At 59.4% G+C, this 25,086-nt stretch carries 22 protein-coding genes; 10 read left to right on the forward strand and 12 right to left on the reverse strand.

All coding sequences use genetic code 11. From position 1 onward, the window contains the following. Positions 1-474: 474 nt before the first annotated feature. Positions 475-3,858, reverse strand: a complete 3,384-nt coding sequence (locus KGA88_RS02210; RefSeq protein WP_411740828.1) for an Ig-like domain-containing protein — start codon at positions 3,856-3,858, stop codon at positions 475-477. Between the two features lie 299 nt (positions 3,859-4,157). Between KGA88_RS02210 and KGA88_RS02215 the strand changes: the two genes are divergently transcribed. Continuing rightward, positions 4,158-4,319 carry a DUF2986 domain-containing protein gene (locus tag KGA88_RS02215; protein ID WP_110662633.1) on the forward strand — a complete coding sequence of 54 codons (162 nt, stop codon included), beginning with the start codon at positions 4,158-4,160 and terminating at the stop codon, positions 4,317-4,319. 57 nt (positions 4,320-4,376) lie between these two features. Here the strand turns inward: KGA88_RS02215 and KGA88_RS02220 are convergent, their stop codons facing one another. After that, positions 4,377-5,699: a DUF1329 domain-containing protein gene (locus KGA88_RS02220; RefSeq protein ID WP_223588562.1), complete on the reverse strand. Its 1,323-nt coding sequence runs from the start codon at positions 5,697-5,699 to the stop codon at positions 4,377-4,379. 340 nt (positions 5,700-6,039) lie between these two features. On the opposite strand from KGA88_RS02220, the gene KGA88_RS02225 reads away from it, so the two are divergent. The 4 genes from KGA88_RS02225 to KGA88_RS02240 all read left to right on the forward strand — a co-directional run bounded on the left by KGA88_RS02225 (position 6,040) and on the right by KGA88_RS02240 (position 11,482). Further along, complete coding sequence (locus tag KGA88_RS02225) at positions 6,040-6,273, forward strand: hypothetical protein (RefSeq protein ID WP_110662179.1); 234 nt, start codon at positions 6,040-6,042, stop codon at positions 6,271-6,273. A 350-nt stretch (positions 6,274-6,623) separates the two neighbouring features. Continuing rightward, positions 6,624-9,524 carry an EAL domain-containing protein gene (locus tag KGA88_RS02230; RefSeq protein ID WP_223588565.1) on the forward strand — a complete coding sequence of 967 codons (2,901 nt, stop codon included), beginning with the start codon at positions 6,624-6,626 and terminating at the stop codon, positions 9,522-9,524. Between the two features lie 853 nt (positions 9,525-10,377). Continuing rightward, positions 10,378-10,809: a GFA family protein gene (locus KGA88_RS02235; RefSeq protein WP_110657746.1), complete on the forward strand. Its 432-nt coding sequence runs from the start codon at positions 10,378-10,380 to the stop codon at positions 10,807-10,809. Between the two features lie 82 nt (positions 10,810-10,891). Beyond that, positions 10,892-11,482, forward strand: coding sequence for a DUF4157 domain-containing protein (locus tag KGA88_RS02240; RefSeq protein ID WP_223588568.1), 591 nt, complete (start codon positions 10,892-10,894; stop codon positions 11,480-11,482). Positions 11,483-11,517: 35 nt separating this feature from the next. Here the strand turns inward: KGA88_RS02240 and KGA88_RS02245 are convergent, their stop codons facing one another. The 3 genes from KGA88_RS02245 to KGA88_RS02255 all read right to left on the reverse strand — a co-directional run bounded on the left by KGA88_RS02245 (position 11,518) and on the right by KGA88_RS02255 (position 13,017). Next, positions 11,518-11,724, reverse strand: a complete 207-nt coding sequence (locus tag KGA88_RS02245) for a co-regulatory protein PtrA N-terminal domain-containing protein (RefSeq protein ID WP_110657749.1) — start codon at positions 11,722-11,724, stop codon at positions 11,518-11,520. Between the two features lie 80 nt (positions 11,725-11,804). Continuing rightward, complete coding sequence (locus KGA88_RS02250) at positions 11,805-12,458, reverse strand: hypothetical protein (protein ID WP_223588571.1); 654 nt, start codon at positions 12,456-12,458, stop codon at positions 11,805-11,807. Between the two features lie 280 nt (positions 12,459-12,738). After that, positions 12,739-13,017, reverse strand: a complete 279-nt coding sequence (locus tag KGA88_RS02255; RefSeq protein WP_223588574.1) for a DUF2790 domain-containing protein — start codon at positions 13,015-13,017, stop codon at positions 12,739-12,741. Positions 13,018-13,696: 679 nt separating this feature from the next. Between KGA88_RS02255 and KGA88_RS02260 the strand changes: the two genes are divergently transcribed. After that, on the forward strand, positions 13,697-15,148 hold the full coding sequence (locus KGA88_RS02260; RefSeq protein WP_223588579.1) for a DUF1254 domain-containing protein: 1,452 nt from the start codon (positions 13,697-13,699) through the stop codon (positions 15,146-15,148). 198 nt (positions 15,149-15,346) lie between these two features. Here KGA88_RS02260 and KGA88_RS02265 read toward each other — a convergent pair whose 3' ends face one another. After that, entirely contained in the window at positions 15,347-15,772 is a 426-nt protein-coding gene (locus KGA88_RS02265; RefSeq protein ID WP_110662157.1) for an NUDIX hydrolase, read from the reverse strand. Positions 15,773-15,994: 222 nt separating this feature from the next. After that, positions 15,995-17,227: an MFS transporter gene (locus KGA88_RS02270; RefSeq protein WP_223588584.1), complete on the reverse strand. Its 1,233-nt coding sequence runs from the start codon at positions 17,225-17,227 to the stop codon at positions 15,995-15,997. A gap of 135 nt (positions 17,228-17,362) precedes the next feature. On the opposite strand from KGA88_RS02270, the gene KGA88_RS02275 reads away from it, so the two are divergent. Then, positions 17,363-17,821, forward strand: a complete 459-nt coding sequence (locus KGA88_RS02275) for a winged helix-turn-helix transcriptional regulator (protein ID WP_223588588.1) — start codon at positions 17,363-17,365, stop codon at positions 17,819-17,821. Positions 17,822-17,959: 138 nt separating this feature from the next. On the opposite strand, the gene KGA88_RS02280 is transcribed toward KGA88_RS02275, so the two are convergent. Together KGA88_RS02280 and KGA88_RS02285 are read right to left on the reverse strand one after the other, a co-directional pair. After that, on the reverse strand, positions 17,960-18,418 hold the full coding sequence (locus KGA88_RS02280) for a metallophosphoesterase family protein (RefSeq protein WP_110657633.1): 459 nt from the start codon (positions 18,416-18,418) through the stop codon (positions 17,960-17,962). A gap of 11 nt (positions 18,419-18,429) precedes the next feature. After that, the gene (locus tag KGA88_RS02285; protein ID WP_110657635.1) at positions 18,430-19,335 is read right to left on the reverse strand and encodes a LysR family transcriptional regulator; all 906 of its coding nucleotides are present in this window, start codon (positions 19,333-19,335) and stop codon (positions 18,430-18,432) included. Between the two features lie 195 nt (positions 19,336-19,530). Here KGA88_RS02285 and KGA88_RS02290 point away from each other — a divergent pair, with 195 nt between their 5' ends. Further along, on the forward strand, positions 19,531-19,971 hold the full coding sequence (locus tag KGA88_RS02290) for a DoxX family protein (protein ID WP_110657637.1): 441 nt from the start codon (positions 19,531-19,533) through the stop codon (positions 19,969-19,971). Between the two features lie 71 nt (positions 19,972-20,042). Further along, a complete protein-coding gene (locus tag KGA88_RS02295) occupies positions 20,043-20,966 on the forward strand; it encodes an NADP-dependent oxidoreductase (protein ID WP_110657639.1) in 924 nt (307 codons plus the stop codon). Between the two features lie 78 nt (positions 20,967-21,044). Here the strand turns inward: KGA88_RS02295 and KGA88_RS02300 are convergent, their stop codons facing one another. The 3 genes from KGA88_RS02300 to KGA88_RS02310 form a co-directional block, all read right to left on the reverse strand. Then, positions 21,045-22,118, reverse strand: a complete 1,074-nt coding sequence (locus KGA88_RS02300) for a threonine aldolase family protein (RefSeq protein WP_223588592.1) — start codon at positions 22,116-22,118, stop codon at positions 21,045-21,047. Positions 22,119-22,228: 110 nt separating this feature from the next. Then, positions 22,229-23,044, reverse strand: coding sequence for an AraC family transcriptional regulator (locus KGA88_RS02305; protein WP_223588597.1), 816 nt, complete (start codon positions 23,042-23,044; stop codon positions 22,229-22,231). 93 nt (positions 23,045-23,137) lie between these two features. Beyond that, on the reverse strand, positions 23,138-24,049 hold the full coding sequence (locus tag KGA88_RS02310) for a LysR family transcriptional regulator (protein ID WP_110657643.1): 912 nt from the start codon (positions 24,047-24,049) through the stop codon (positions 23,138-23,140). Between the two features lie 121 nt (positions 24,050-24,170). Between KGA88_RS02310 and KGA88_RS02315 the strand changes: the two genes are divergently transcribed. Further along, positions 24,171-25,085 (forward strand): pirin family protein, encoded by a 915-nt coding sequence (locus KGA88_RS02315; protein WP_223588675.1) that lies wholly within the window; start codon positions 24,171-24,173, stop codon positions 25,083-25,085. Position 25,086 lies beyond the last annotated feature (1 nt).

A 25,086-nucleotide genomic window follows, 5' to 3' on the forward strand; every position in this document is an offset into this window, starting at 1 on the left:
CCGCGTTTATCCTGTCCACCCGCGTTATCGTTAACGACCATCGCCGGCAAGCCAGCTCCTACAAGGGACCGCGTCCCGGTCGAAATGATGTGAACGCCAAACTGTAGGAGCCGGCTTGCTGGCGATGGACTTGAGTGCGCCGCGTTTATCCGGTTCATGCGCGTTATCGTTAACGACCATCGCTGGCAAGCCAGCCCCTACAAGGGACCGCGTCCGGGTCGAAATGATGTGAACACCAAACTGTAGGAGCCGGCTTGCTGGCGATGAACTCCAGTGCGCCGCGATTATCCAGGTCATACGCGTCATCGTTAACCACCATCGCTGGCAAGCCAGCTCCTACAAGGGACCGCGTTCATCCGGCTCACCCGCGTCATCGTTAACGATCATCGCCAGCAAGCCGGCTCCTACAAGTGACCGTCGAAACAAAAGGGCCTCAAATCTTTTGAGGCCCTCGTTGCTAAAGCCAGGTTGAACTCAGTTCCCCACTACCGGCACCGTCACGGTTTTGCCGAAGGCCGACTTGATGGTCGCTGTCGGGCTGGTCGATGGCGGACTACCGACGGTGGTCACCGCGAACTGCCAGCGTGCGCCGGTAGGCGTGGTGGTCAGGGTGGCGTTGCCAAGGTTCACCGTACCGGTTGTGGTCGTGGCAGTCGCTGTGATGCTATTGCCTGTGCCACGCGAGGTGGTGCCGGACAGGACCCAGTAATAGCGGCCGTTGCTGCGGGCAGTAACGGTAGCGCCGGTAACGATCAGATTCTCGACGACCGCTGCCGAGACCGCCACGGATACCGTTGCCGGTGTCGACTCCGCACCCTTGGCATCGGCGGCCTGATAGGTAAAGGTCGCGGTGAACGGTGCGGCGACAGTAGCCGGTGGTGTGTAGACCACGCGCAGGCCATCGGTGCTGACCGTGCCCTTGCCGGAGTCCGGTTGCGCCAGGCCCACCACTTTAAGTGGCACGTTACCGTCAGGGTCGGTGTCGTTGGCCAGGACGTTGATGGTCACCGGTTGACCGTTGCTGACAGCGCTGTCGGGGTTGGCGATCGGTTTTTTGTTATCGCCGTCACCATTACGTGTATCGCCAGTGCGGAAGGTTGGCAGCGCGGCGGAGTTGACGTAGGTGACGCCGTCCCAGCCGGGCAGTGGCGTTGGCATCAACTGGAACTGGCCGGGATTCTCGACATCCCAGCGCAGCAACATGGACGTGTCCTCGTGCTGGGTGTTGTGGCAGTGCTCCATGTAGGTCCCGGCGAATTCACGGAAGCGGATCGCCATTTCCACGTCCACCGTACTGTCGATGCCCTGGCCGATGATATAGACGTCCTTGCGTGCCCATTTTTCCCATTCCGGCGGTGCCTTGCCGTCGCGGTTGAGGATGACGCCTTCTTCGAAGTGCACGTGCACCGGGTGGCTCCAGCCGTTGCCGCCGTTCCTGATTTTCCACACTTCCAGGGTGCCGTCGCCGGAGAACCCGGCAGGGCTCGGGCCAGTGGCCAGTTGCGGCGCGGCGCTGATCCGGCGTAGGTCCGCGCGGTTGCCAAAACCACCGTCGGTCTTGATGGTCCAGGGTTCCTGGTCGGTGCCGTCGGAGCGGCCGAAGACAAACTCGCGATGCCGCGCCAGCTTGAGCTTGGCCTGCATCGTCGGATCGTCGCGGTTGATCGTCAGCGGGATCATGACCTTGCCCACCGGTTTACCCGGTTTGGCGGGTTCGTAGTCGGCGGGGTTCATGCTCACGTCCTGGCCGGCATAAGGCTGCACCACCATCTGCATGAACTTGCCCACCGCCGGGTCACCCAGGTCCCATTCCAGCCCCTTGCTGCCCGACTTGAGCACCGCCTTGTACTTGCCGGACAGTACGTCGGCCAGGCTCAGCGGTGTACTCTCCGGCCCCTTGCCGCCCTGGTGCTCCATCAGGTTGACGAAGTACAGCTTGTCGCCGGTCCTGATCCCGTTTTTCGCGAAGTTGACGATGATGTCGAAGCGCTCGGCAATGCCCTGGGTCGGCAGGATGGCGTTGTGGTCTTGCACATCGCCGTCGGCGTCCAGGTCCATGCTGCCGTCGAACGGCACGGCGTGTTCCATGAGGTTGCCGTCGTTGCCGATCATGTGGAACGGCACCCGGGTATACGACAGGCCGGAACCGGCCGGGCCGGGGAACTCACCACCGGTGCCAACGACTTCACGCACCAGCGCAATCCTGAAGAAGCGCGACACCGAACCATTGAGGATGCGGAAGCGATAGCTGCGCGCCCGCACGTTCAGGCGCGGCTGGTACTGCCAGTTGACCAGGATCTGATCGCCGAGGAAGCCGTCGGTGTTGAACGGGTTGAACCACAGTTGGCCATTGGCGTCCCAGGCCTTGTCGGCGATCATCAGGTTGACGTCATAGTCGCGGTTGCCCCAGGGCAGCGCCGAACCGCTGGGCAGGCGCAGGTTGACCCCGTCTTGCAGCGCTTCGTTGCCACGGTCCACGGCGCTGTAGTAGTTCATCATCGTCGCATTGCCCTTGTAGACGTTCTGCGCGGTGAAATCGAGCATGTGGTCGTGGAACCAGTGGGTGCTCATGGTTTCGCGCCAGTCGCCACGGATCTTGATGCTGCCGTTGTTGCAGGTCTTCAGGCCCGGAGTAGCGTCGTTGACGAACAGGGTTTCACCCGGGGCGCAGGGGAACGCCGCGCGCGCATCCTGGGCGTTGGTATTGATGCTGTCATAGCCGGCCAACTGGATCGGCCAGCGATAGTCGTAGTACTGGCCCGGGAAGAAAAACGCGTTGGCATAGCCGTCGCTTTCGGCCGGGGAGTGGCCGTTGTGTTCGTGGGTGCTGAGGGTGTGCAGGCCGAACCCCATGTTGGCCGACGGATCGATCGGCAGGGCGTTGTAGTGCCGCATCAGCACCCCTTGGCCGTAGCGCACCATCAACAGTTTCGGCGGAAAGGTGCCGTCGAAGGTCCAGAGCGCCTTGTGGTTCTGGATCGGCATGTTGGGGTGAAAACGCGTGTCGATGCCTTTGGTGGTGCCCGCGATGATCGGCGCGTCCGAGGTCTGGTTATACAGCCCACCCGGCCCGAACTCACCGACGGCATAGTTGTGCAACTGGCGGCGGTCGCGCATGCCGCCGTTGAGCTTGGCGCCCGCTTGCGCGGTCTTGAAGGCGACCTGTGGGTAGAACTCGTTCCAGCGCTGGTGCGACCAGCCTTTTCCTGGCGGACGACCTTCGGCCGGCGAGCTGACTGGATGGCGGTTGAGGAAAGCTTCGATCTGCGCTTTCCACGGGTTGCGGTCCAGCACGTTGGAGTACTGCGACGGAAACGGGTACAGCCCCGGCTGGCGCATGAAGGCTTCAAGCGACGCCGCCGAAGGGCCACTGCGGGCGATGCTGTTCGGGTCCTGCGTGGGCGCCGGGCCAACGATCGGAGGCGGGAAGGTCAGCGGTGGGGCCGGCAGTGTCGGGTCGAGTTTTTCCGTGCCGAATTCTTCGAACAGCAGCAGCTGCTGCGTGTACGGCAGGGCCCCGAACAATGGGCTGGGCTTGCCGTTGGTAGGGATCTTGAAGGATGTCTGCAGGGCTGGCGGCAGCACGTTGTCGGCCCGTGGCGTGTCCCGGTCGCCATACGCGCCGTTGGGCAGGGCGATGGCGCCCTGGTTGGTGGCTGGCAAGGTCAGCAAGGCATCCAGCGCGGCCTTGGGGTCGGCTGGCGGGTTGGCAAACGCCGAGGGGTCGGTCGGTGGTGGCGGGCCGAAATCATCCAGCGGCACGGCGTCTGCCGTGGCCAGGGAAAACAACATCGCACAAGGCAGGCCTGTTTTGCGCAGCAGATAGAGCGAATTGCTTGAGTGTGTTGCGCGTTTCATAGGTCACCCCTCGCTTGATGTCCCGCCGTCTCCATGTCCGGGACGACTGCTGTTTTGGGCACAAAAGGGGGTGTGCAACTAATGAGCCATTACTGGAGCAAAAGAAACTCAAATCAACGAATCAGTTTTTCCGGGCGTTGCAGCCCAAAGAAGTGGGGGGGAGAGAGGGGGTTATTCCTCTAATTTGGTGATAAACACCCGGGTAGGTGGGTGAAGAACCCCATTTCCGGGGGATGTGGCGGCCCGGTCTGAGACTTTGGTCTGATACAATCGAGCAATTACAGGTTGAGCAGAACACCATGAATCGTCGCAAGAAACTGAATCAGATACTCAAGGCCAACGCGAAAAAGGCCAGCGCCAAACTGGCACCGAAAAACAAGGATAAATACATCAGCAAGGCTGACCGGTTGAAGCTGGAAGCCGAAGCCGCTCAAGACCCGGTCGTATCCCCCGAAAGCTGATCCCGGAAGCACTGGCCCCGTTCTTTCGAACCAGAGGGGCCTTTTATCGCCACGAACTCAACGAATACCGGTGCCCGCCATGGACTCCGGCACCCACTGCGCCGTCGATAGCGGCTCGATGTAGCGGATGCCACCATGGGGGCCCACCACGCCATTGATGTTGTAGGTGCCTTTCGACAGGTCGTACGTCATGAACGGGGTGGCATCCGGGACCTGCTTGTCATAGCTCTGGCTGAAGAAGGCGAAGGAACCACGGTACAGCTGGCCACTGGTGTCGTATTGATCGGAGGCCACCGCGGCCCAGGTATCTTCATCCAGGTAAAAGCGGCGCTTCTGATAGATATGCGTTGCACCGGCCTTGAGGTTGCCCTCCACGACATAGACCCGGTGCTTTTCCCAGCGCACGAAGTCCGGCGCAATGAAGTTCGGCGTGGTCAGTGATTTGGCATCGCGAGCGTAGGTCAGTTTGTAGGTGTTGTAGGGCACGATCATTTCCTGCTTGCCCACCAGCGTCCAGTCATACAGCTCGAGTGCACGGGCGGTACCGGGGTTTGGGGTGTCATAGGCCAGGATCGAAATCTGTTTGACCCGGCGCTGGGCCGGCATGTACTGCCAGGCACGGCCGGGGCGCTGCAGCGGGTTGGTGGCGTTCTTGAGCATGATCGACTCGCCGGCCCGCCGCGCAGGTCCGGTGTAGGACAGCTTCAACTGGTAGTAGATGTCGGAGTTGTTGATCGGTTTCGCCATGTTCTCGTAAATCGGGAAGGAGACGAACGCCTCGCCGGTCACAGCCAGGCTCGCCACGCCCGCCGTGTCGACGCTCCACGAGTCATATTTGGAATGGATGTTGACGCCCTGGTAGCGCAGCAGGAAATTCCACATGGCCTCGGCGCCCGATTGCGGGATCGGGAACGGCACACCCGGCAACACGTTGTCGAACGCAATTCCGCCGTTGAGGGACTTGGCGGCTGTGGCGTTCTTGCGGCTATTGTCCAGTACCGCCTGTGGCAGCGATGCCGTGCGGTGGGTCGGATACACGTCGATGCGAAAGCCGGGGTAGCGCTTGGCCAATGCTACGGTGGTGGCGGTGAGCATGCCTTTGTAGGCATCGACGTTCCTGCCGTTGATCACCAATAGCGGTTTTTCGTCCGCAAAGGGGTCCGGGCGCATGCTGTCGCCGGTCTTGAAGCTGGAGGGGGCGGTGGTCAGGCCACCGTTGTAGGGCGGAATAGAGCCGTCGGCATTCCCGGCCTTTTCGGCCCCCACCCACGTCAGGCTGGTGCCGAGCCGGGCGGCTTCCTGGTTCGATACGGCGGCATGGGCATCAATGGCCAGCACCATGAGCGGCACGGCGGCCAGAAGACTTTTCACGAATTTCATATTGTTATTCTCCTGCCTGGCGTACCAGGCAACTCGTGACTCGGGCGCAGCGGTCGTATCCGCCGGCTCGATAGCCAGAGACTTTTTAGAACCTCCATTAAAAGCCCCACGGTACGGGGGCGCTTTTCATTTGACGACAGTCCCTTGGCTATCCATGACAGACCCGGGTGTCTGGAGGGGGCATTTGCTGGCGTGATGGCTGAGTGCTACGCAGCAATTGTTTGTATTTCCTAAAGGAATCATTGAGTTACTGGATGGTCATAGCCACGACTGAACGCTGCCCGGATGAAAATTCGGACGGCCGCAACCCTTGCATACCTCCGACATTCAGGACGTTCCTATGAATCGCGCAGTAACCTTGATCGTGGCCATTTCCAGCGCCGTCTTGTTGGGAGGCTGCGGCCCGCACTGGGATGACGGAGAACGGTACGGCCGCTATCACGATCATGACCATCGACGGGGTTACGACCAAAGAGGGGACGATGATCAGGGATATGATCGTCGAGGCTATGATCGCAGTGATTATGACCGCGATCACCGTCGCTACCGCGATCGTGATGACAACGACGACTGATAGATTCAACGCCATTTGAAAGCAGGGGCTAATGGGCAGTTGCCGTGGAACCTGGCCCCTCGCAGAGCTTGTGTCTGAGACTGAACATCAAAAAAAACGCCACTCACTAGAGTGGCGTTTCTTTGTTAGGGTCGCTTGCCGCCCGCTTCGCTCAGGGTGATCAAGCGCATCACCATGGATACCTTGCCTGGGCAACAGGCAGCGAATAATTTGCGGCCAGTCTCATCCCTGGTACTAAAGTGAACAAAGTCATTGAAAAAAACCGCTATAAGCTTTAAATGAGAGGAGTAATGTCATATTGCTAGTAGGTAGTAGGTGAGTTTCGGCAGTTTTTGGCGCAGGGAGCCCTGATGAGTATTCGTACATTGACCGACTCCCGCCGGCATTCGAGCCATTGCGAAGTGGCCGCACTTCAACCCATAGGGAACCCGGATACTGTCGGCATGGCTTACGCTGGCGACGACGACACCATCGAACACTTGATGGACTCAGCGCGGAACTGGGTCCATACCACCGCGTGGGTGTTTTACCGCGCCGGTGAACAGATGCATCGGGTTGGCCAGGGCGATCCGCGGGCACAGTGGCCTTCAAGCGTTGCGAATGACGAGTTTGAAGCCTTTTGCCGCGCCCGCAACGTGCACCGCTGGCCGACCGGCAGGGGCGAAAGTGAGTTGGGTTGGCTGCTTGCGCCAATCGAGGATGCTGCGGCGCCGGCGCTCGCGGGATTTGCCCAGCGCCTGGGCATCCAGCTACAGACCGATACCCTGGCCCGCGCGCAGATCACGCAGCGTGTGCTGTATGAAATCACCTACCTGGCCAGTTCGACCCGTGATCGCTCGGTATTTCTGGTCGGGGTTCACCGCTTGCTGGCCAGCCTGATCGACGCCGAGAACTTCTACCTCGCGCTGTATAACCCGCGCACCGGCAAGATCGACTATCCCTATTACGTCGATATCATTGATCCGGAGGCCCTGGAGGCCGAGAACTACGAATACCTTGACCCAACGCACCTGTCGTTGACCGGCCAGGTATTGACCTCCGGCCAGCCGGTGCTGATCGACGCCGCCGGCATTCTCGCGGCTCAAGCCGAAGGGCGTTTCTACTGCGTGGGCGAGCGTCCCGAGTTCTGGATGGGCGCGCCGTTGAAAAACGCCTCGGATGACGTGTTTGGCATGCTGGCGATGCAGGTCTACGACGTTTCTCGTACCTACAGTGCCGAAGACCGCGCGCTGTTTCTGGTGGTCGCCCGCCACGTGGCCATGGCACTGGACCGGATTCTGCACCGCGAGGACCTCGAAGAAACAGTGATGCGTCGCACCCTGGAGCTTTCGGCACTCAATGACGCCTTGAGGCAGGAAGTGGCAGACCGCGAACGCGCCGAACATCTGCAGAGCGCGCTGTTCCAGATTGCCGAACTGTCGAGCCAGCCGGGCGACATGGCCGAGTTGTTCCAGACCCTGCATGGCATCGTCGGCGATCTGCTGTTCGCGCAGAACTTCTACATCGCGCTGTTCGACGACGACACCGGTGAGGTGACGTTTCCCTATTATGTGGATGAGCGGCAGACGACCTGCCCGGCGGCACGCCGAGGGCGCAGGGGCTTGACCGAGTACGTGATCCGTCAGCGCCGGCCTTGCCTGATTGACGCCGGCGAGGCTGAGCGATTGTCGGCCCAGGGTGAAATCGAAGAGGCCCGCGAGTCCGTACGCTCCTACTCCTGGCTGGGCATTCCATTGTTCGAAGAGGACGTGGTGCGTGGCGTGCTGGCGGTGCAGAGCTACACCTCGCAGGTGCGCTATACCCTGCGTCACCAGGAACTGCTGACGTTCGTGTCACGGCACATAGACACTGCGTTGTCGCGACGCACGGCGGCCGAAGCGATCCATGCCGCCAACCTCAAGTTGGAAGCCCGGGTGCAGAGCCGTACCCGCGAACTCGATCACGCCAATGCCAAGTTGCAGCACGAAAACTCCCACGATGCGCTGACCGGGCTACCAAATCGCACCTACCTGCAACAGCGCCTGAATCTGGCCTGGGCGCGGTTCGGCAGCGAAGGCGGGCACCTGGCGGTGATGTTCATCGATCTCGACCGCTTCAAGATGGTCAACGACAGCCTCGGCCACCATTTTGGCGACCTGCTGTTGATGCAGGCGGCCCACCGTTTGCGCGGTTGCCTGCGCGACACCGACATGCTGGCGCGCCTGGGGGGCGACGAATTTTCGGTGCTGGCGCCCGACGCCCCGCTGGAAGTGGTGATCGAAATTGCCGAGCGGATCCTGGTCGCGTTCGACCTGCCGTTTTTCATCAATGGCTATGAGGTTTTCTCGTCCTGCAGTATCGGCATCGTCAGTGCCGACAGTCAGTTCCATCACGAGCCCGCCGACTTGTTGCGCGATGCCGATGCGGCGATGTACCGGGTCAAGAGTGCCGGGCGCGACAGCTTCGCGGTGTTCAACCAGGAAGTGCGCCGTGAAGTCTCGGACCAGGTCGAGCGAGAAGGGGCCTTGCGCAACGCGCTCAAGCGTACTGACGAGCTGCTGCCGTATTTCCAGCCGATCGTCAGCGTCGAGACTGGCGAACTGTTGGCTCTTGAGGCGCTGATCCGCTGGCATCAGCCGGGCGACCGGGTGATCGCACCGGGGGAGTTCCTGCCGGATGTCGAGGGCTTGCGCCTGATCGGTCGACTGGACCTGTACATGCTTGCCAGCATTGCCGCAATCCTCGCACAACCTGACCACGCCAATTGGCCACCGGTGCACGTCAATTGTTCGAGCTACAGCATGACGCGTCCCGACTTCGCCAGTGAGGTGCTGGAACTGTTGGCTCAGCACCGGGTCTCGCCGTCGCGAATCTGCCTGGAACTGACCGAAGGGGCGCTCGTCGCCGAGCCGGCGATTGCCCGGCAGACCATGCAGCAACTGGCGGACAACGGCATGTCGGTGGTACTCGATGACTTCGGTGCAGGGTTTTCATCCCTGAGCTATGTGCATCAATACCGGTTCAGCGGCTTGAAAATCGACAAGTCGTTCATCCTCGAACTGACCACCAGCCCGCGCAGTCGCGCGATCGTCCGGGCGATAGTGCGGATGGCCGAGTCGCTGGACCTGAGTGTGGTGGCCGAAGGTGTGGAAGATGAAGCGACGCTGGAGCTGCTGCGGGAAATGGGGGCAGGGCAGGCCCAGGGTTATCATTTTGCCAAGCCGATGGGCTTGAAGGCGCTGCTGGCCAGTTCACTGCTCGGTCCCTTGTAGGCGCTGGCTTGCCAGCGATGGCGTGTGAACCGGATAAACGCGGCGCACTGGAGTCCATCGCCAGCAAGCCGGCTCCTACAGTTTGGCGTTCACATCATTTCGACCCGGACGCGGTCCCTCGTAGGAGCTGGCTTGCCAGCGATGGTCGTTAACGATAACGCATACAAACTGGATAAACGCGGCGCACTGGAGTCCATCGCCAGCAAGCCGGCTCCTACAGTTTGGTGTTCACATCATTTCGACCCGGACGCGGTCCCTTGTAGGAGCTGGCTTGCCAGCGATGGTGGTTAACGATAACGCGTACAAACTGGATAAACGCGACGCACTGGAGTCCATCGCCAGCAAGCTGGCTCCTACAGTTTGGCGTTCACATCATTTCGACTCGGACACGGTCCCTTGTAGGAGCCGGCTTGCTGGCGATGGTCGTTAACGATAACGCGTACAAACTGGATAAACGCGGCGCACTGGAGTCCATCGCCAGCAAGCCGGCTCCTACAGTTTGGCGTTCACATCATTTCGACCCGGACGCGGTCCCTCGTAGGAGCTGGCTTGCCAGCGATGGTCGTTAACGATAACGCGTATGAATTGGATAAACGCGGCGCACTTGAGTCCATCGCCAGCAAGCCGGCTCCTACAGTTTGGCGTTCACATCATTTCCACTCGGACGCGGTCCCTTGTAGGAGCTGGCTTGCCAGCGATGGTCGTTAACGATGACGCGTATGAATTGGATAAACGCGGCGCGTTGGAGTCCATCGCCGGCAAGCCGGCTCCTACAGTTTCCCGGGAATGCGTGAAGAACCAAATTTCATGATAGAAGCAAACACGGATGAGTCATTCTTCAAGGGAGCTACACATGGCATCAGGACAATGTCTTTGCGGGGCGGTACGTTTTTGCCTGGCCGTTGAACCACGATTTTTCTATCGCTGCCATTGCAGCCTGTGTCGCAAGCAAACCGGGGTCGGCCATAATCTCGCGACGCTGGTCAATGCCCGCGACTTTCGATGGGAAAGTGGGCAAGAGGCGATCAGCAGTTGGCGCAAATCCAGCGGCTACAGAAATGACTTTTGCGCAAGCTGCGGCTCGACGGTGCCAAATCCGCTTCGAGAAACGCCTTACTTCTGGATTCCGCTCGGGCTGCTCGATGTCGAGTTGCACATGGAATGTGTTGGCGATTTCTGCACCGATGACGCGATGCCGTGGGATGAACACCGTTCGGAAAAAAGTCATTGCGCAGCCCCGGATTCACTGGGGTTCATTCTGCAAGAACTGCGGGTCAATGATTGATTCAGGCGCCTGGTCGGCATAGGGATGAATGGGTAGCCTGGCCCGGAACCGGTTCACCGCTACCCGCTACCTGGAGCGCCCAATGTCGCCCATCATCACGTGCCTTTTGGCGCTGCTTGTGTTTGGCCTGACGCTTGAAGTGCCGGCCCAGGCCAACGACTGTCCGGCTGGCGAGAAACCAGTCTGCCTGGACGACTGCATCTGCCTGCCGGACGTGGTGCCCGATGGCATCTACCAGATCGCCGTGCCGGCCCTGGCGCTGTGGCTGGCCCAAGCCCGCGCCGAAGCAGCCAGTGCCGGCATCCAGCCGATTCCAGCGCACATCCGTGAGCAACTGCTGCATTGGTACGACCCCGACGTCCTCGATACCGCGCGCTACAAAATCAGCGACAACGGCCAATTCAGCGCCGCCACTGCCATGCTGCAAAACCCCGATGTCGGTGCCGTGACGCTGATCGACATCATCCTCTTCCGCGACGCTCAAGCCGCAGAGCAGGACATTGCGCTCTGGGCGCACGAACTCAAGCATGTGCAGCAGTATCAGGCGTGGGGAGTGGCGGGATTTGCCCAGCGCTATACACAGGATTTCAATGCCGTGGAGGCGCCGGCCTATGCCATACAGGCTGAGGTCAGGCGGTCGCTGCGCAAAGAAACGACCCCTTCGCGAGAGTGAACACCCAAGGCGTGCCCCAGCCTGTACTACACAGATCAGCCGTTGGTGCGATTGCTCGCCTTGGCCTTGCTTTGAGCCACAGCGGCTTCAGCCTTCTGTTTCTGCGCAACCTGGAAGGCTTCCATCGAGACTTTGCGGGCCGCCTCCATGCGATTGAAGTTCTTGTCACCACCACCCGTGGCCATGGCCAGGGAAGAAGCGGTCAGAGCGGCGATTACGAAGAGAGTTTTCATGGATTTCATTTGATTATCCTCAAGGGAAAAAGTGAGATTTAGTAAAAGTTAACAGCGAATTCGTGGGCTAAAGCTGAACCTGCTTAGCGTTACCAGCCAGCCAGGGCAGCGTTTCTGCTGCCCCAGGTGCGTTGCTCCATACGGCCTTCAGCGTCTTTGTTTTTTGCCCAGGCAGTGAGCAGTACCATCGCGCCAAATCCACCGACGATGAGCACCGGATAGGCGGCCAGCAACTCGACCAGCGAGTACTTCCAGGCCAATGGGCGACCAACACCGAGCATGGCGGCATAGAACCACGACACACCAGAGAGGGCGCCGGAGAACAGCGCGAGCATGCGCAAGTTGAAGGAGAGTTTGAGTATCGAACCGGCTTTTTTCAGCGCCGGCAATACAGCGCTATGCAACAGGAAACCATTAAAGGTCAGCAGTACAACGATGCCGATCTTGGCTTGTAACTTTGGATTGAGGAAATACTCCATTCCCTTGCCGGCATAATCGATGCCGATAATACCAATGCCGGTAATCCAGAGCGCTACAAGTGCAAACGATACGGTTTTTTGAAGGCTTTCCATGTGCGCGTCATCCTGGTGACCCGACACATCTCCCTTCAGGAGTTGCTTGACCATTGCAATATCACTGGTCAACACCAGCCCGATTGCCACACAGCAGGCGATAAGATGAAAATATACAACGCCCAAACGCATATATTCCACGGTGGACGAAGAGAACATACTAAGTTCCATGGTGACCTCATGACTTCAATAGTGAATCAACATGGCTCTCGGCACGGCTTGATTGGAGTTTGCCGTTACTGATTGCAATCAGGATCCAGTAATTATTATTAAATAAACTTGCAGCGTTACGCCGGCAAGATAATGGCGATTTTCGCGAATGAGCTTTTAATCATTCGATCATGTCCATTTTCAGGTAACAAAAAACCTCAATCGCACTGAGTGCATCGACGGTTCAACTTCCACTTCTGGGGGGGGGGCGGCGAGGCCCGGAACACTCTCGGCGAGCGGATCAGACAATGCTGGCGGGGTTGGCAGGGCTTCCACCCCATTCGAGGAAACGGATCTTCTGGACTTCGCCCTGGCTGTCCAGGTAGACCAGGGTCACCGGTACCACGCCGGTCTTGTCGGATGTATCGGTGCGCTGCAAGACCTGTTTCACATCGATGTCCATTCCGTAGTGGTAATCGATGGCTGAGACATGTGCACCTGGCGCTTGCAGGCCGTTCTGGTCAAAGACACTGGGTGCGAGACTCGAAATCACGGCACTTACTACTGTGGCCATGTTCATTAAGCTGTACCTCTACTGAAGTTCACTTGACGGGGACCTAATGTGACACGTGATGAAAGTGAAGTTCACTTGACAGCGACGAACGTGCCCACCTGAAAAGCCTGTAGTGGCTGCAAACTCCCGGCAATTCCCCGCGCTTGACGCCTCTTGACCGTTCGTCCTTTAAACCCCGTAATTGCTGGTCAAAGTCGGTTTTTTAAAGAGGTCATGACATGTCATGACGGATTGTCACGCAGGATGAATCAGTGCTTTTAATTGAGTCGGCTTAGTCGGGGCGAACTCGAATTGAGGCGCAAGTGACCGACTGCGAGCGCCCCATAACAGTCGCTGGCGGACCTCAAGAGTTAATCCGGGAAACATAGCAGTCAGCTCTCTGACTGTCCGCAATTGGCTTGCATATTGTATTCATCATGGCGGTAAACCGTACAAATGACGGGCACGATCCTGGCAACGCACGGGGATGCTGGCTCAACGTGATCTACACTCCCCGGACCTGTGAGTGGGTGCTTCGCCCCTGTATTGAAGCTCTGACCACCAACATGACTTGGCACTATTGAAAAAAATCGGGGAAGGGTTCAGGCATTCAGATTGTTTCGCCGTGGCCATAAACACTCACGAAGCCAGCTTGCTCAAAACTAACGAGGTGGAAATGAACAGGATGTTTAACAGGGGATGGACAATGGCTGCGGCAGTCGTCGTAGTGGGTTCAACACTTTTCGCAGGGTGTGCGAGCAAGACCGATCCGATCACGCAGGCAGACCAAGCCGATGTGGCCAAGGGCGTGCCCGCGCCGAGTCTGGAGCAGACCAAGGCGATCGCCGAGGAAGGCTTTGTCTACGGCTTGCCGTTGGTCATGAACTACGCCGTGATGAATGAGTTCGCGGTGGACTCCAGGTCCAGCCAGTTCAAGGCCCCCTTTAACCAACTGTCCAACGAGCATCGGGTCGCGACGCCCGCTGACACCGCCGTCATTACGCCAAACAGCGACACCCCGTATTCGATACTCTGGGCCGACCTGCGGGCCGAACCTCTGGTGATTACGGTGCCCGCAGTCTCGAAAAAGCGCTACTACTCGGTGCAACTTATCGACGGTAACACCTATAACTACGGCTACATCGGCAGCCGGGCAACTGCCAGCGCACCCGGGAGCTATCTGATTGCAGGCCCCGATTGGAAGGGGGCGACACCCCGCGGCATCGATAAAGTGTTCAACTCCACGACCCCCTTCGCACTGACGTTGATCCGGACCCAGTTGTTCAATCCAGCCGACATGCCGAATGTCGAGAAGGTTCAGGCGGGTTACAAGGTCCAGCCGCTTTCCGCCTTCCTCCATCAACCCGCGCCGCCCGCTGCGCCGAAGATTGATTTCGTACCGGCCACCACGGCTGGTATCAAGGACAATTTCTTCGAGTACCTGTCGGCCGCGTTGGAGTATGTGCCGCCATCGGCTGACGACAAGGCAATCCGGGCGAAGCTGGCCAGCATCGGCGTAGGCCCCGGCCGGCGCTTCGAATTCAAAGACCTGTCGCTGGAGCACAAGGCTGTGGTCTTGCTGGGGATGAAGGCTGGCGACGAGAAAGTCGACAGGTTTCTCTCGAGCGGTATGAAAAATATCAACGGCTGGAACGTCGGTGCGTTCTTCGGCGACCAGGCGTTCTACAAGGCCGACTGGTTGATGCGTGCCGGCGCCGCGAAGGGCGGACTGTACGGTAATGACGCCGTCGAGGCGATGTACCCCTATACCCGCACCGACGGCACCGGCAAGACGCTCGATACCAGCAAGCACAACTACACGCTGACCTTCCCCGCTGGAAAGCTGCCACCGGTCAATGCCTTCTGGTCGGTGACCATGTACGACGGCAAAAGCCAACTGCTGATCAAAAACCCGATCAACCGTTACCTGATCAATTCGCCGATGTTGTCGGCCATGAAGAAGAACGCGGATGGTTCGCTGACGCTGCATATCCAGAAGGACTCCCCCGGCAAGGCCAAGGAAGCCAACTGGTTGCCGGCGCCTGACGACACGGTCTATCTGGTGATGCGTCTCTACTGGCCGAAGACCACACCGCCTTCGATTCTTCCTGCTGGCGAAGGCAGCTGGCAGCCACCGGCGCTGGTGGTATCGAAGTAGTGCGACTTTTGCTCAGGATGTGCCCCCCGGGATTGGTAGAGAGGAGCGGGGGGAGACTAGGATTTTGTTTGTTTTTATTTTCACATTCGAGTCCTTGGAACGCGGATTGGGTAACTGCGGCAAATCTCCAGCACCGAATTCAAGGCCGGCGAATGGGCGCCGGTATTGCCGGTGTTGCGTTCCGACGATGGATGATCATCAAGGGAGAGATGGTAGGCGTGTAGCCAGTTTAAATCTCAGGAATCCTAGCGCATCTTTGTAAATCTGATGCCATGCATCAGAGGGCTCGCTCACCAATGGATGCCAAAAGAATCTGAACGCATGCCCACCGTCATCTTCAGCATGATGAACCCAGGTATCGGGTAGCTCTTGTGCAACGTGACACTCATGGAATGCCCATGTATGTCCTGTTATACGCGAGCGCCACGTTCCCAGATCTCGCACTACCGCACCTTGAATTCCTGCTTCTTCTACCAGCTCTCGTGCAGCGGTCACATCAGTAGACTCACCGGGCTCGACACTCCCTTTGACCAATTGCAGACCGGCCATCGGATGCTCAAAAGCCAGGATTTCTAGCGTTTGACGGCTCCGTAGCACCACCGGGCAAGCTTTATCTATCATCATGGCGCCTTCTCCTTTGGCGGGTAATTTTGTGTGCTGAGCGGGTTGGAAAGCCTAGGTGAAGTCAGCCAGTGAGGCAATCAGACTCACGCGTGGCATCGTCAAGATCTATTAGCAATCCGCATACAAGCAGCGGGTCGACAGTCGCGAGTCCCAGTTTGATCACCGAGAAATTCACGCCCCATATGGCCGTGATCGAAATGGCGAGCAAGAGGTGTCGGGTCTTCATGCGGTTCTTCCTTGATGGTTCGTTGAGCCATGCAGCGTGAGAAACCACACCGCCAGGGCCATCGCGCTGATCGAGGCGCCCAGCAGGCTGACGGCTATCCAGCCCCATAGCGCATAAACCTGCGTCGCGGCGGCAGCTCCCACTGCGCTGCCCACCGAGTAAAAGCACATGTAGGCAGCGACCATGCGACTTTGCGCGTCGGGTCGTGCCGCAAAAACCAGGCTCTGGTTGGTGACGTGTACGGCTTGCACGGCGAAGTCGAGCAGGATCACTCCGCACACCAGCGCGATCAGTGACGCCTGCGCAAACGCGATGGGCAGCCAGGACAGCGTCAGGATCGCCAGCGAAATGCCGGTCACGCGTTGCCCCAGGCCCTGGTCGGCCCAGCGACCGGCTCTTCTGGCAGCCAGGGCGCCAGCGACGCCTGCCAGGCCGAACATGCCGATGAGCGTGTGTGAAAGCGCCAGCGGCGGGGCGCTCAACGGCAGCACCATGGATGTCCACAGCACGGAAAAAGCGGCAAAGATCAGCAAGGCCAGCAGGCCCCTGATGCGCAAGACCGGCTCGGTCATGAACAGCGTGAAGAGCGACCGGATGAGTGCCGGGTAGGTGTATCGATTGTGTGGGGACACCACAGGCGGCAGCGTTTTCCAGAACACCGCGGCGAGGATCAGTATCAGCCCCGAGGAAACGAAATACACGGCGCGCCAGCCCGCCAGATCGGCGATCAGCCCGGAGGTGAATCGCGCCAGCAGTATGCCCAGGACAATGCCGCTGGTGACGGTTCCCACGGCCTGGCCACGTTGCGACGGTGTTGCCAGCGCGGCGGTGCAGGCCACCAGCACCTGGACCATCACCGCCAGCAAACCCACGACGATCATGGCCCCCAACAGGGTCAGCCATTGTTGTGCGGCGCCAACCCCCGCCAGTGCCACTGCAGACAGCAATGCTTGCGTCAGGATCAGTCCTTTACGGTTCAACAAGTCGCCCAGCGGGACGATGAACAGCAACCCCAGCGCATAACCGACCTGAGTCGCCGTCACCACAACCCCGATCATCGATGAAGCAACACCCAGGCTCCGGGCCATTGAATCGAGCAAGGGTTGAGCGAAGTAAACGTTGGCGACGGCCAGCGCGCTGGCGACAGAAAATAAAAACGTGAGTGCCGGAGAAAGTCCCGGAGCCTGTGTGACAAAAGGATGGATGGCTGAGTCGGTATCTGCTGTCACATGAGCCTCCGTGGCGCTAAACTGGTTTCAATTGAAAACTGGATTCGATTGTTAATGAATCAGGTTTCAAATTGCAACCACATTGTTCAGGATTGAACGACGGACGTGGCAGTCCTAATCCAAAAGGTAATTACGATGGTCGAAGACCCTTCATCGCAAAGCAGCGAATGCCCGGTAGCAAGAACACTGGAGGCCATTGGGGATCGATGGTCGCTGATGATCATCCGCGACGCGTTTGACGACATTCGCCGATTCAGCGAATTTCAGAAAAGCCTGGGGGTGGCCAAGAATATCCTGGCATCGCGCCTGAAAACGCTGGTTGAGGTCGGAGTATTCGACGTCCAACCGGCGTCGGATGGCAGTGCCTACAAGGAGTACGTCCTGACGGACAAAGGCCAGGAGATCTTTCCGGTGGTGGTCAGCATGCGGCAGTGGGGCGAACGTTTCCTGTTCAAGCCGCAAGAGACGCGCTCTGTGTTGCTGGACAATGAGTCCGGCCAGTCCCTGATGCCGATTGAAGTGCGCTCATTGAGTGGTCAAAAACTCGGACCGTCCGATTGCCACAGGGTCAGGGTGGTTGCCGACGAGTCATGAATCGATCGAGTTCAAGGGCAGCCGTCGTCCGGGGTTGATCTCCCCCCGCACCGATACACTGCCCAAACGCTGTGAGCGGTTTTGCACGTCATGAGGTACGCGATTGGAGTGTCGCGCTGCTCAAGCCCTCGGCGGTCGTCAGTCGAGCAGTGCCACCAGCCGTGGTTCGATTGACTGGGCCTGCACTTCAAGCAACGCCAGCGTGACAGGCAACGTGAAGCGTCGACGTCCGGCGCTGCCCGGATTGAGGAACAGCCGCTCACCGCGCCAGTCGATGCCCGGCTTGTGCGAGTGCCCGGTAATCACCAGCTTGATACCGTCATCGAGATTGGCCGCCACATCGGCCATGTCATGCACCAGCAGAACCTTCCAGCCATTGAGGTCCAGGCGCAGACAATCGGGTAACTCGCGCGCCCAGGGCGCGTCCAGGTCATTGTTGCCACGCACGGCATCCACCGGTGCGATAGCGGCCAGTTGCTCAAGGATCTGTGAACTGCCGATATCGCCCGCGTGGATAATGCGATCACAGCCTTGCAGGGCGGCGATGGCTTCGGGGCGGAGCAAGCCGTGGGTGTCTGAGATAACGCCGACTTTCATAAAACAGCCACCTATCGCACCGAACTTTGTTGAACGAATCGCTCAATCAGCCATCTCGCGGCCGGTCCCGGCGGCAGGTCCGTGCGGTAGATGACGTCAAAGGCATAAATGCCGCTCTGGTATTCCGGCAAGTTCAGACGCACCAGCCGACCGGCTTGCAGGTCTTCTTCGACCATCGGCCGGGGCATGTTTCCCCAGCCAATGCCTTCACGCAGCAGCATGTGCTTGGCGCCCAGGTCCGCCAGGCGCCAGGTGCGGTTACTGAGGACGGCGAAGTCCTTGTCCTTGGTCAGAAGCGAGCGGTCGGACAGCACCAGCTGCGTGAACTCACGCCCGGCGCCAGGAATATTGCTGTCACTTGAGGCCAGTGGATGATTCGGTGCAGCCACCGGAATCAACTCGACACTGCCGACGCCAATTCTTTCGATCCCGTCGATGCCCTCGTTCATGGGGCCACTGACGCCGACGATCGCCCCACGGTTGATCACCAGGTCGGTGACCGCGCCGAGCGCTTCCATATGCAGGTGCAGGGCAACCGTAGGGAATTCCTCGCGAAAGGATTTCAGTGCATCCACCACGCGCTCGGGGGGAAGCATGACATCGAGCACCACATGAACTTCGGCTTCGAGCCCCTGCAGCAAGCCCTTGACCTTGGCGCGTAGCCCATGAATGCCGTTGGCAATGGTCCTGGCTTCGGCCAACACGGTGCGACCGGCATCGGTGAGTTGGGGTTTGCGGGTGGTCTGGCGGTCGAACAGCGACACGCCAAGCTGCATTTCAAGATTGGCGATCGAGTAGCTGATGACCGAGGTGGCACGGTGCAGTTTTCTCGCGGCCGCCGCAAAACTGCCGACTTCCACGACCGTCAGGAACACGCGCAGTTGGTCCAGTGTCGGTGTACCGGGGTCAGAGATCATGCCCATTTCCTTGAGTCAGATGTCGCTTGGCAAATGGCACGAATGAACTCCTTAACCGGCGATGTGGGTTTACTTTTCTAATTTATCGAACTTAGTGATCTAAATTAGTCAGCTATTCAGGTTAGCTGACGAAGAGCAACATTTCCTCACCCGGACGGTTCCTGTCGAATCGCACCCAATTGAAGGAAATACCCCATGACGACTTCTGCAAACATCGCTCAAACAAACACCTCTGAACCGAGCCGTTCCGACGTGACCCAAGCCTCGGCCTCGTTGATCGGCCGCGTACTGCTCAGCGCAATCTTCATCCTTTCCGGTTTTTCGAAACTGGCCGCTCCGGCGATGATGGTCGGCTACATCGGTTCGGTCGGGCTTCCGCTTCCACAATTGGCACTGGCGCTGGCGATCATTGTAGAGATCGGCGGCGGCCTGGCGTTGATCGCCGGCTATCGCACCCGCACCGTCGCCGCCGTATTGGCAGTGTTCAGTGTGTTCACCGCACTGGCGTTCCATAACGCGCTGGGCGACCAGAATCAGTTCATCCACTTCTTCAAGAACATCGCGATGGCCGGTGGCCTGCTGCAAGTCGTGGCCTTCGGTGCCGGTCGCTTCAGCCTCGATGCCCGCCGTCGTTGATCCCCCGCGCTGCGAAGGTCAGCCCCTCGCGGCGCAGTGCATTCTCCTTTTTTGTAATAGTCGAGACCTCCATGAAAGCCATACGCGTGTACGAATACGGCAGTCCTGAAGTTTTACGCCTGGAAGATGTTGCAGACCCTGTCGCCGGTGTCGGTGAAGTGCTGATCGATGTCGCCGCGGCAGGGGTGAACCCGATTGACTGGAAAGTCCTGTCGGGTGCCATGAAAGCGTTCATTCCTTTGCCGCTGCCTTTTACCCCGGGTGTGGAAGTGGCCGGCACCGTCGTCGCGTTGGGCAAGGGCGTCACTGAATTCAGCATCGGCGATGAAGTGTTCGGCTTCATCAACATCGTCGGTGGTTATGCAACCAAAGCGATTGCCCAGGTCTCCAAGCTGGCGATCAAACCAAAATCCCTCGGTATCTTGCAGGCCGGCGCTGCGCCCGCAACGGCCCTGACGGCCTGGCAGGCACTGACCGAACACGCTGGCGTGCAACGACGACAGAAAGTGTTGATCCACGCAGCGGCCGGTGGTGTGGGCAGCATGGCCGTGCAGATTGCCAAGTACCTGGGCGCTGAAGTCTACGCAACAGCCTCGGCACAGCATCATGCCTACCTGAAGGAAATCGGTGCCGATTACACCATCGACTACAGGACTCAGGCCTTCGAGGCGCTGGTATCCGGCCTCGACGTGGTACTGGACCTGGTGGGTGGCGAAACGCAAACCCGTTCGTTTGCGGTACTGAAAAAACACGGAGTGCTGGTATCGCCCGTAAGCCTGCCGAACATCTCGCTGGCCAACGACTACGGCGTGACCCCCGCCAACTTTGCCACTCGCTCGGATGGCCGGCAGCTCTCGCTCATCGCCGAACTGTTCGACAAGGGGCACCTCACGGTCGACGTAGAGGCATATCCCTTGAGTGAGGCAAAAGCTGCGATCGAGAAAAGCATGGGCCGTCACTTACGCGGCAGGCTTGTCCTCGATACCACGAAGTAAGTGGTTGCCAGAGTTTGTTCGTAGAGTTGGGCGTCGAAACTGGAGACGCCCATCTGCCGCTGTATTGTGTGACGACCGTTACTCGTGGATCTGATCAACCGCTCGCCTCACCTGATTCAACAGGTGATCGACATCTTCGGCGGTGGTGGCGAACGAGGTGACAAAGCGCACGATGTTCGGCCCCCAGCGATCGTGATAGAAGCCGAAGCCGGCCTTTAATAGTGCTTCGATCATTGTCGGGTCCAGCCGACAGAACAGGATGTTCGCCTCGGTGCCGCCCAGCACTTCAACGCCGCCCAGGCCGCCAAGCCCTTGCGCCAGGCGTTGGGCGGCAGCGTTGGCCTTGCGGGCGTTGCGCAGCCAGAGATCGTCGGTCAGGTACGCATCGATCTGCGCGGAAAGAAAGCGCATCTTCGAGAAGAGATGGCCCGCACGCTTGCGCCGGTAATTCAATTCGGTGGCGAGCGAGGTGTTGAACAGGACGATGGCTTCCGCCGCCAGCGCGCCGTTCTTCGTGGCACCAAACGACAGGGCATCGACGCCGGCCTTCCACGTCATCTCGGCAGGGGAGCAACCAAGCGACACCAGGGCGTTGGCAAACCGGGACCCATCCATATGGAACCCAAGGGAGGATGACTGGCAGACTTCACCAATGGCTGCAATTTCGTCCAGGGTGTAGAGGCTGCCGACCTCCGTGGCCTGAGTGATGCTGACGCAGGCGGGTTGAGTCGTGTGCACGTCGCCGACTTTGTCGCGAGTCCGCTCGCGCAGGCGGACGATATCCAGCTTGGCTGCCGGGCCGTCGACGGTCATCAGCTTCGCACCGTTGGAAAAGAACTCCGGCGCGCCGCACTCATCGTTGTTGATATGACTGGCCGGATGGCAGTAGATATTGCCCCAGGGTGGCGTCATCGCGCTCAGGCACAGGGCGTTGGCGGCGGTGCCGGTGGGCACGAGCAACACCTCCACGTCACGCTCGAAGATCTCGCAGAATTTGCGCCGGACCTGCGCCGTCAATTCGTCGCTGCCATAGGGGCCCGCCTGGCCCGTGCTGTGCTTCACGATGGCTTGCGCCACCTCTGGCGATGCGCCGGCGATGTTGTCACTTGAAAAACCCAGCGCGGGCGCTCTGTTTGTTTCACCGTTCATCATCCAAATCTCGCCTGTGCGGGCGAAGGTGTTTCGCCCGGATTGACGCATCCTATGGAGAAGGAAGGTTAACGCGCTTGTAAAAAATTGACGGTCGTCCGATGGCCGACGCCCTATGTCCTGTAGCGCGAGGGCGCGACGCCAAATGCCTGGCGAAAGGCGCGATTGAAATGGCTTTGATCGTAAAAACCAACAGCCTGGGCGACATCGATGATCGGTTGGCCGCTGCGTGACAGCAGGCCACAGGCCCGTTCGAGACGCAGGCGCAGCAGCCACGCATGCGGCGTCATGCCGACGGTGCGCTTGAACTGCTTGAGAAACGCAAAGCGGCCCAGCCCACACAGCCCGGCGAGATCATCGAGGGTGATTCGTTCATCGATATGGCTGAAACAATAGTCCCTGACGCGAGACCATTGCAGGGGGGATAGCGTGCCGGTAATGGTCTCGGGCTTGATCGCCCGTGACTGGCTCAACAGGTGTTCAACGAGGGTGAGCCATTGCGTCTGCAGTGCGAGGTTGCCGGGGCCGACAGCCTGCTGCATCGCTTCGTGCAACCCGTGCAGGTGGCCGACAAGCCCCGCGTTTTCGAGCAGCACACCGGCCAACTCAAGCTCGCTCGGTTGGCCGCTGATCTCTTCGGTCATGCTCGCAACCAGCGCCTGGGACAGACGGAATGTCTTGAGCGTATAGACACTACCGCCCTCGGGCACACCATCGTGGATTTCACCCGGCGGCATCAGTGCAATACTTCCCGGCCCCAAAAGAAACGACTCGCCTTTGGATCGATGACGCTGGATGCCTTCGGTGACAAAGCCAATGTGGAAATCGAGGTGGTAATGGCGATCGAAACCGTTGTCTACAAAGCGTGCGGACCCGAGCACCAGGCCTGGTACTTCGGACACGTGATGGTATTTGGCATGCTCAGTCATGGGGCTCGTTCAACAATCGGCGAGGAGGGCGAGACACGCAAGGTTCAGGCTCACAAGAGTCAGGGGGCGATGCGTTGCCGGCAATGGGCGCGATTATTGATACACCGTCGGTGCGTCCAGCGCATTCATTTTCTGGATCACCAAAGCGATGAACGACGATACCGCAAGCGGTAGCTGCCGACGGCTCGGGTACAGCACGTTCAGGCCGTAGCCCTTGGGTTGGTATTGCGCCAGTACCGGGACCAGCAGGCCGGCCTCGACTTCAATCCTCGCCATCACCGGCGGCAGCAGCGCGATGCCGAGGCCCGCCACGGCGGCCTTGCGCAATGCCTGGGCGGTATTGCCGCTGAAGCGCCCGGCCACTTGTATTTCTTCCTCACCGTTCGGACCGACCAGACGCCAGGTGGCGTGGCTGCCGGGATGCGCAGATATCACGCAGTCGTGGTTCACCAGGTCCTGCAGCGTACGCGGTGAGCCACGCGCCGCAAGGTAGGCAGGACTGGCGACCATCCCGACGCTGCGCGGATCAAGGATCTGCCGGCCGACAAAACCGGAGTCACGCAAGGCGCCGCCGCGAAAGGCGACATCGATCTGCTCTGCGATCAAGTCTGCTTTTGCATCGCTGAGCACGAAGTCGAGCCGTACGCGCGGATGTGCGGCGAGAAATTCGCTCACCCAGTCCATCTGAAAGAAATCGAAGAAGTCTGCCGGTGCCGCCACGCGCACCAGACCACTGGGCTCGTGACTGCCCGTGATCAATTCCTGTCCGGCTTCGAGCAGACCATCGACTGCGCCTGCACAACGCTCATGGAAATCCTCGCCAGCGCTGGTGAGCGTGAGCTTGCGGGTGGAGCGTTGCAGAAGCCGCGTACCCAGATGCATTTCGAGTTGCTGGATGCGGCGACTCACGGTATTGGCTGGCATGCCCAGCCTTCGTGCCGCCTCGGCAAAGCTGCCGCAGCGTACCACCTGGACAAACATGGCGATGTCATTGAGGTCGAGCATGCCGGTCATTCCTGACGTCAGTGGACGAGTGCAATCCAATTGTACCGGCTAATAAAGTAATCGGCCTCGCTCTATTGTTCCAGGCATCGAGCCCAGAGGCTTCCCACTTCGAGTGATCATGATGAACCTTCAGCGACGACCTCACATCGCCATTGACCCAGGCCCTGCTCGCGAACCCGAAACTCATCGCGCAATCAGCTATCGCACCACAGGCAGCGGGCATGGCTCGATTGTCCGGCTGATGAGCCCTGGCGATCTCGGCCACCTGGTCAAACCCTTCGTGTTCCTTGATCTGTTTGAAGGCGAGAGCTCATTCATCAATGGCATGCCACTGCACCCGCACTCGGGGATCGCCACCGTCACGGTCATTACCGAAGGCAATCTGCGCTTCGAGGACGCTGATTCGGGCAAGGGGATGATTGACTACGGCGGTGTCGAGTGGATGCGCGCGGGAGGCGGGGTCTGGCACGGCAAGGAAATGTCGGTCGGTACTTCGAAACGGATTCAGGGTTTTCAACTGTGGGTAGCATTACCGCCAGCGTTGGAAAACGCCAGTGTCGACAGCCAATACCTGGAGTCAAGCGCGATGCCTGAAGTGGGGCCGGCGCGGTTGATCCTCGGCACCTACCGGGGCGTCCAGAGTCCGGTCCGCGCTCCCGCCGGCATGAACTACCTGCTGGTCACGCTGCGAGCCGGGGAGTCCTGGACCTATGTGCCACCCAATGGGCACGCGTCGTTGTGGTTGAGTGTCAGTCGGGGCGCTTTGTCCGCACCAGGGTTGATCAACGCGGCAGAGATGGCCATCTTCGAACCCGGCAACGATGCCGTTACGCTCACCGCGCCGCAAAAAGATACAGTCTTCGTGATCGGCTCAGCGCAACCTCATCCTTACGATCTCGCGCTGGGCAACTACTCGGTGCATACCAACCCGCAAGCCTTACGGGCAGGTGAGACGAAAATTGCCGAGATGGGTGCCCGGTTGCGTGAGTACCTGAAAAAGCCCAACGCGTCAGCCAGCGTGCCGGTTTTCAAATAAT

This window comes from Pseudomonas sp. A-R-19, from assembly GCF_019956575.1.
In the GTDB taxonomy this organism is placed as follows: Bacteria; Pseudomonadota; Gammaproteobacteria; order Pseudomonadales; family Pseudomonadaceae; genus Aquipseudomonas.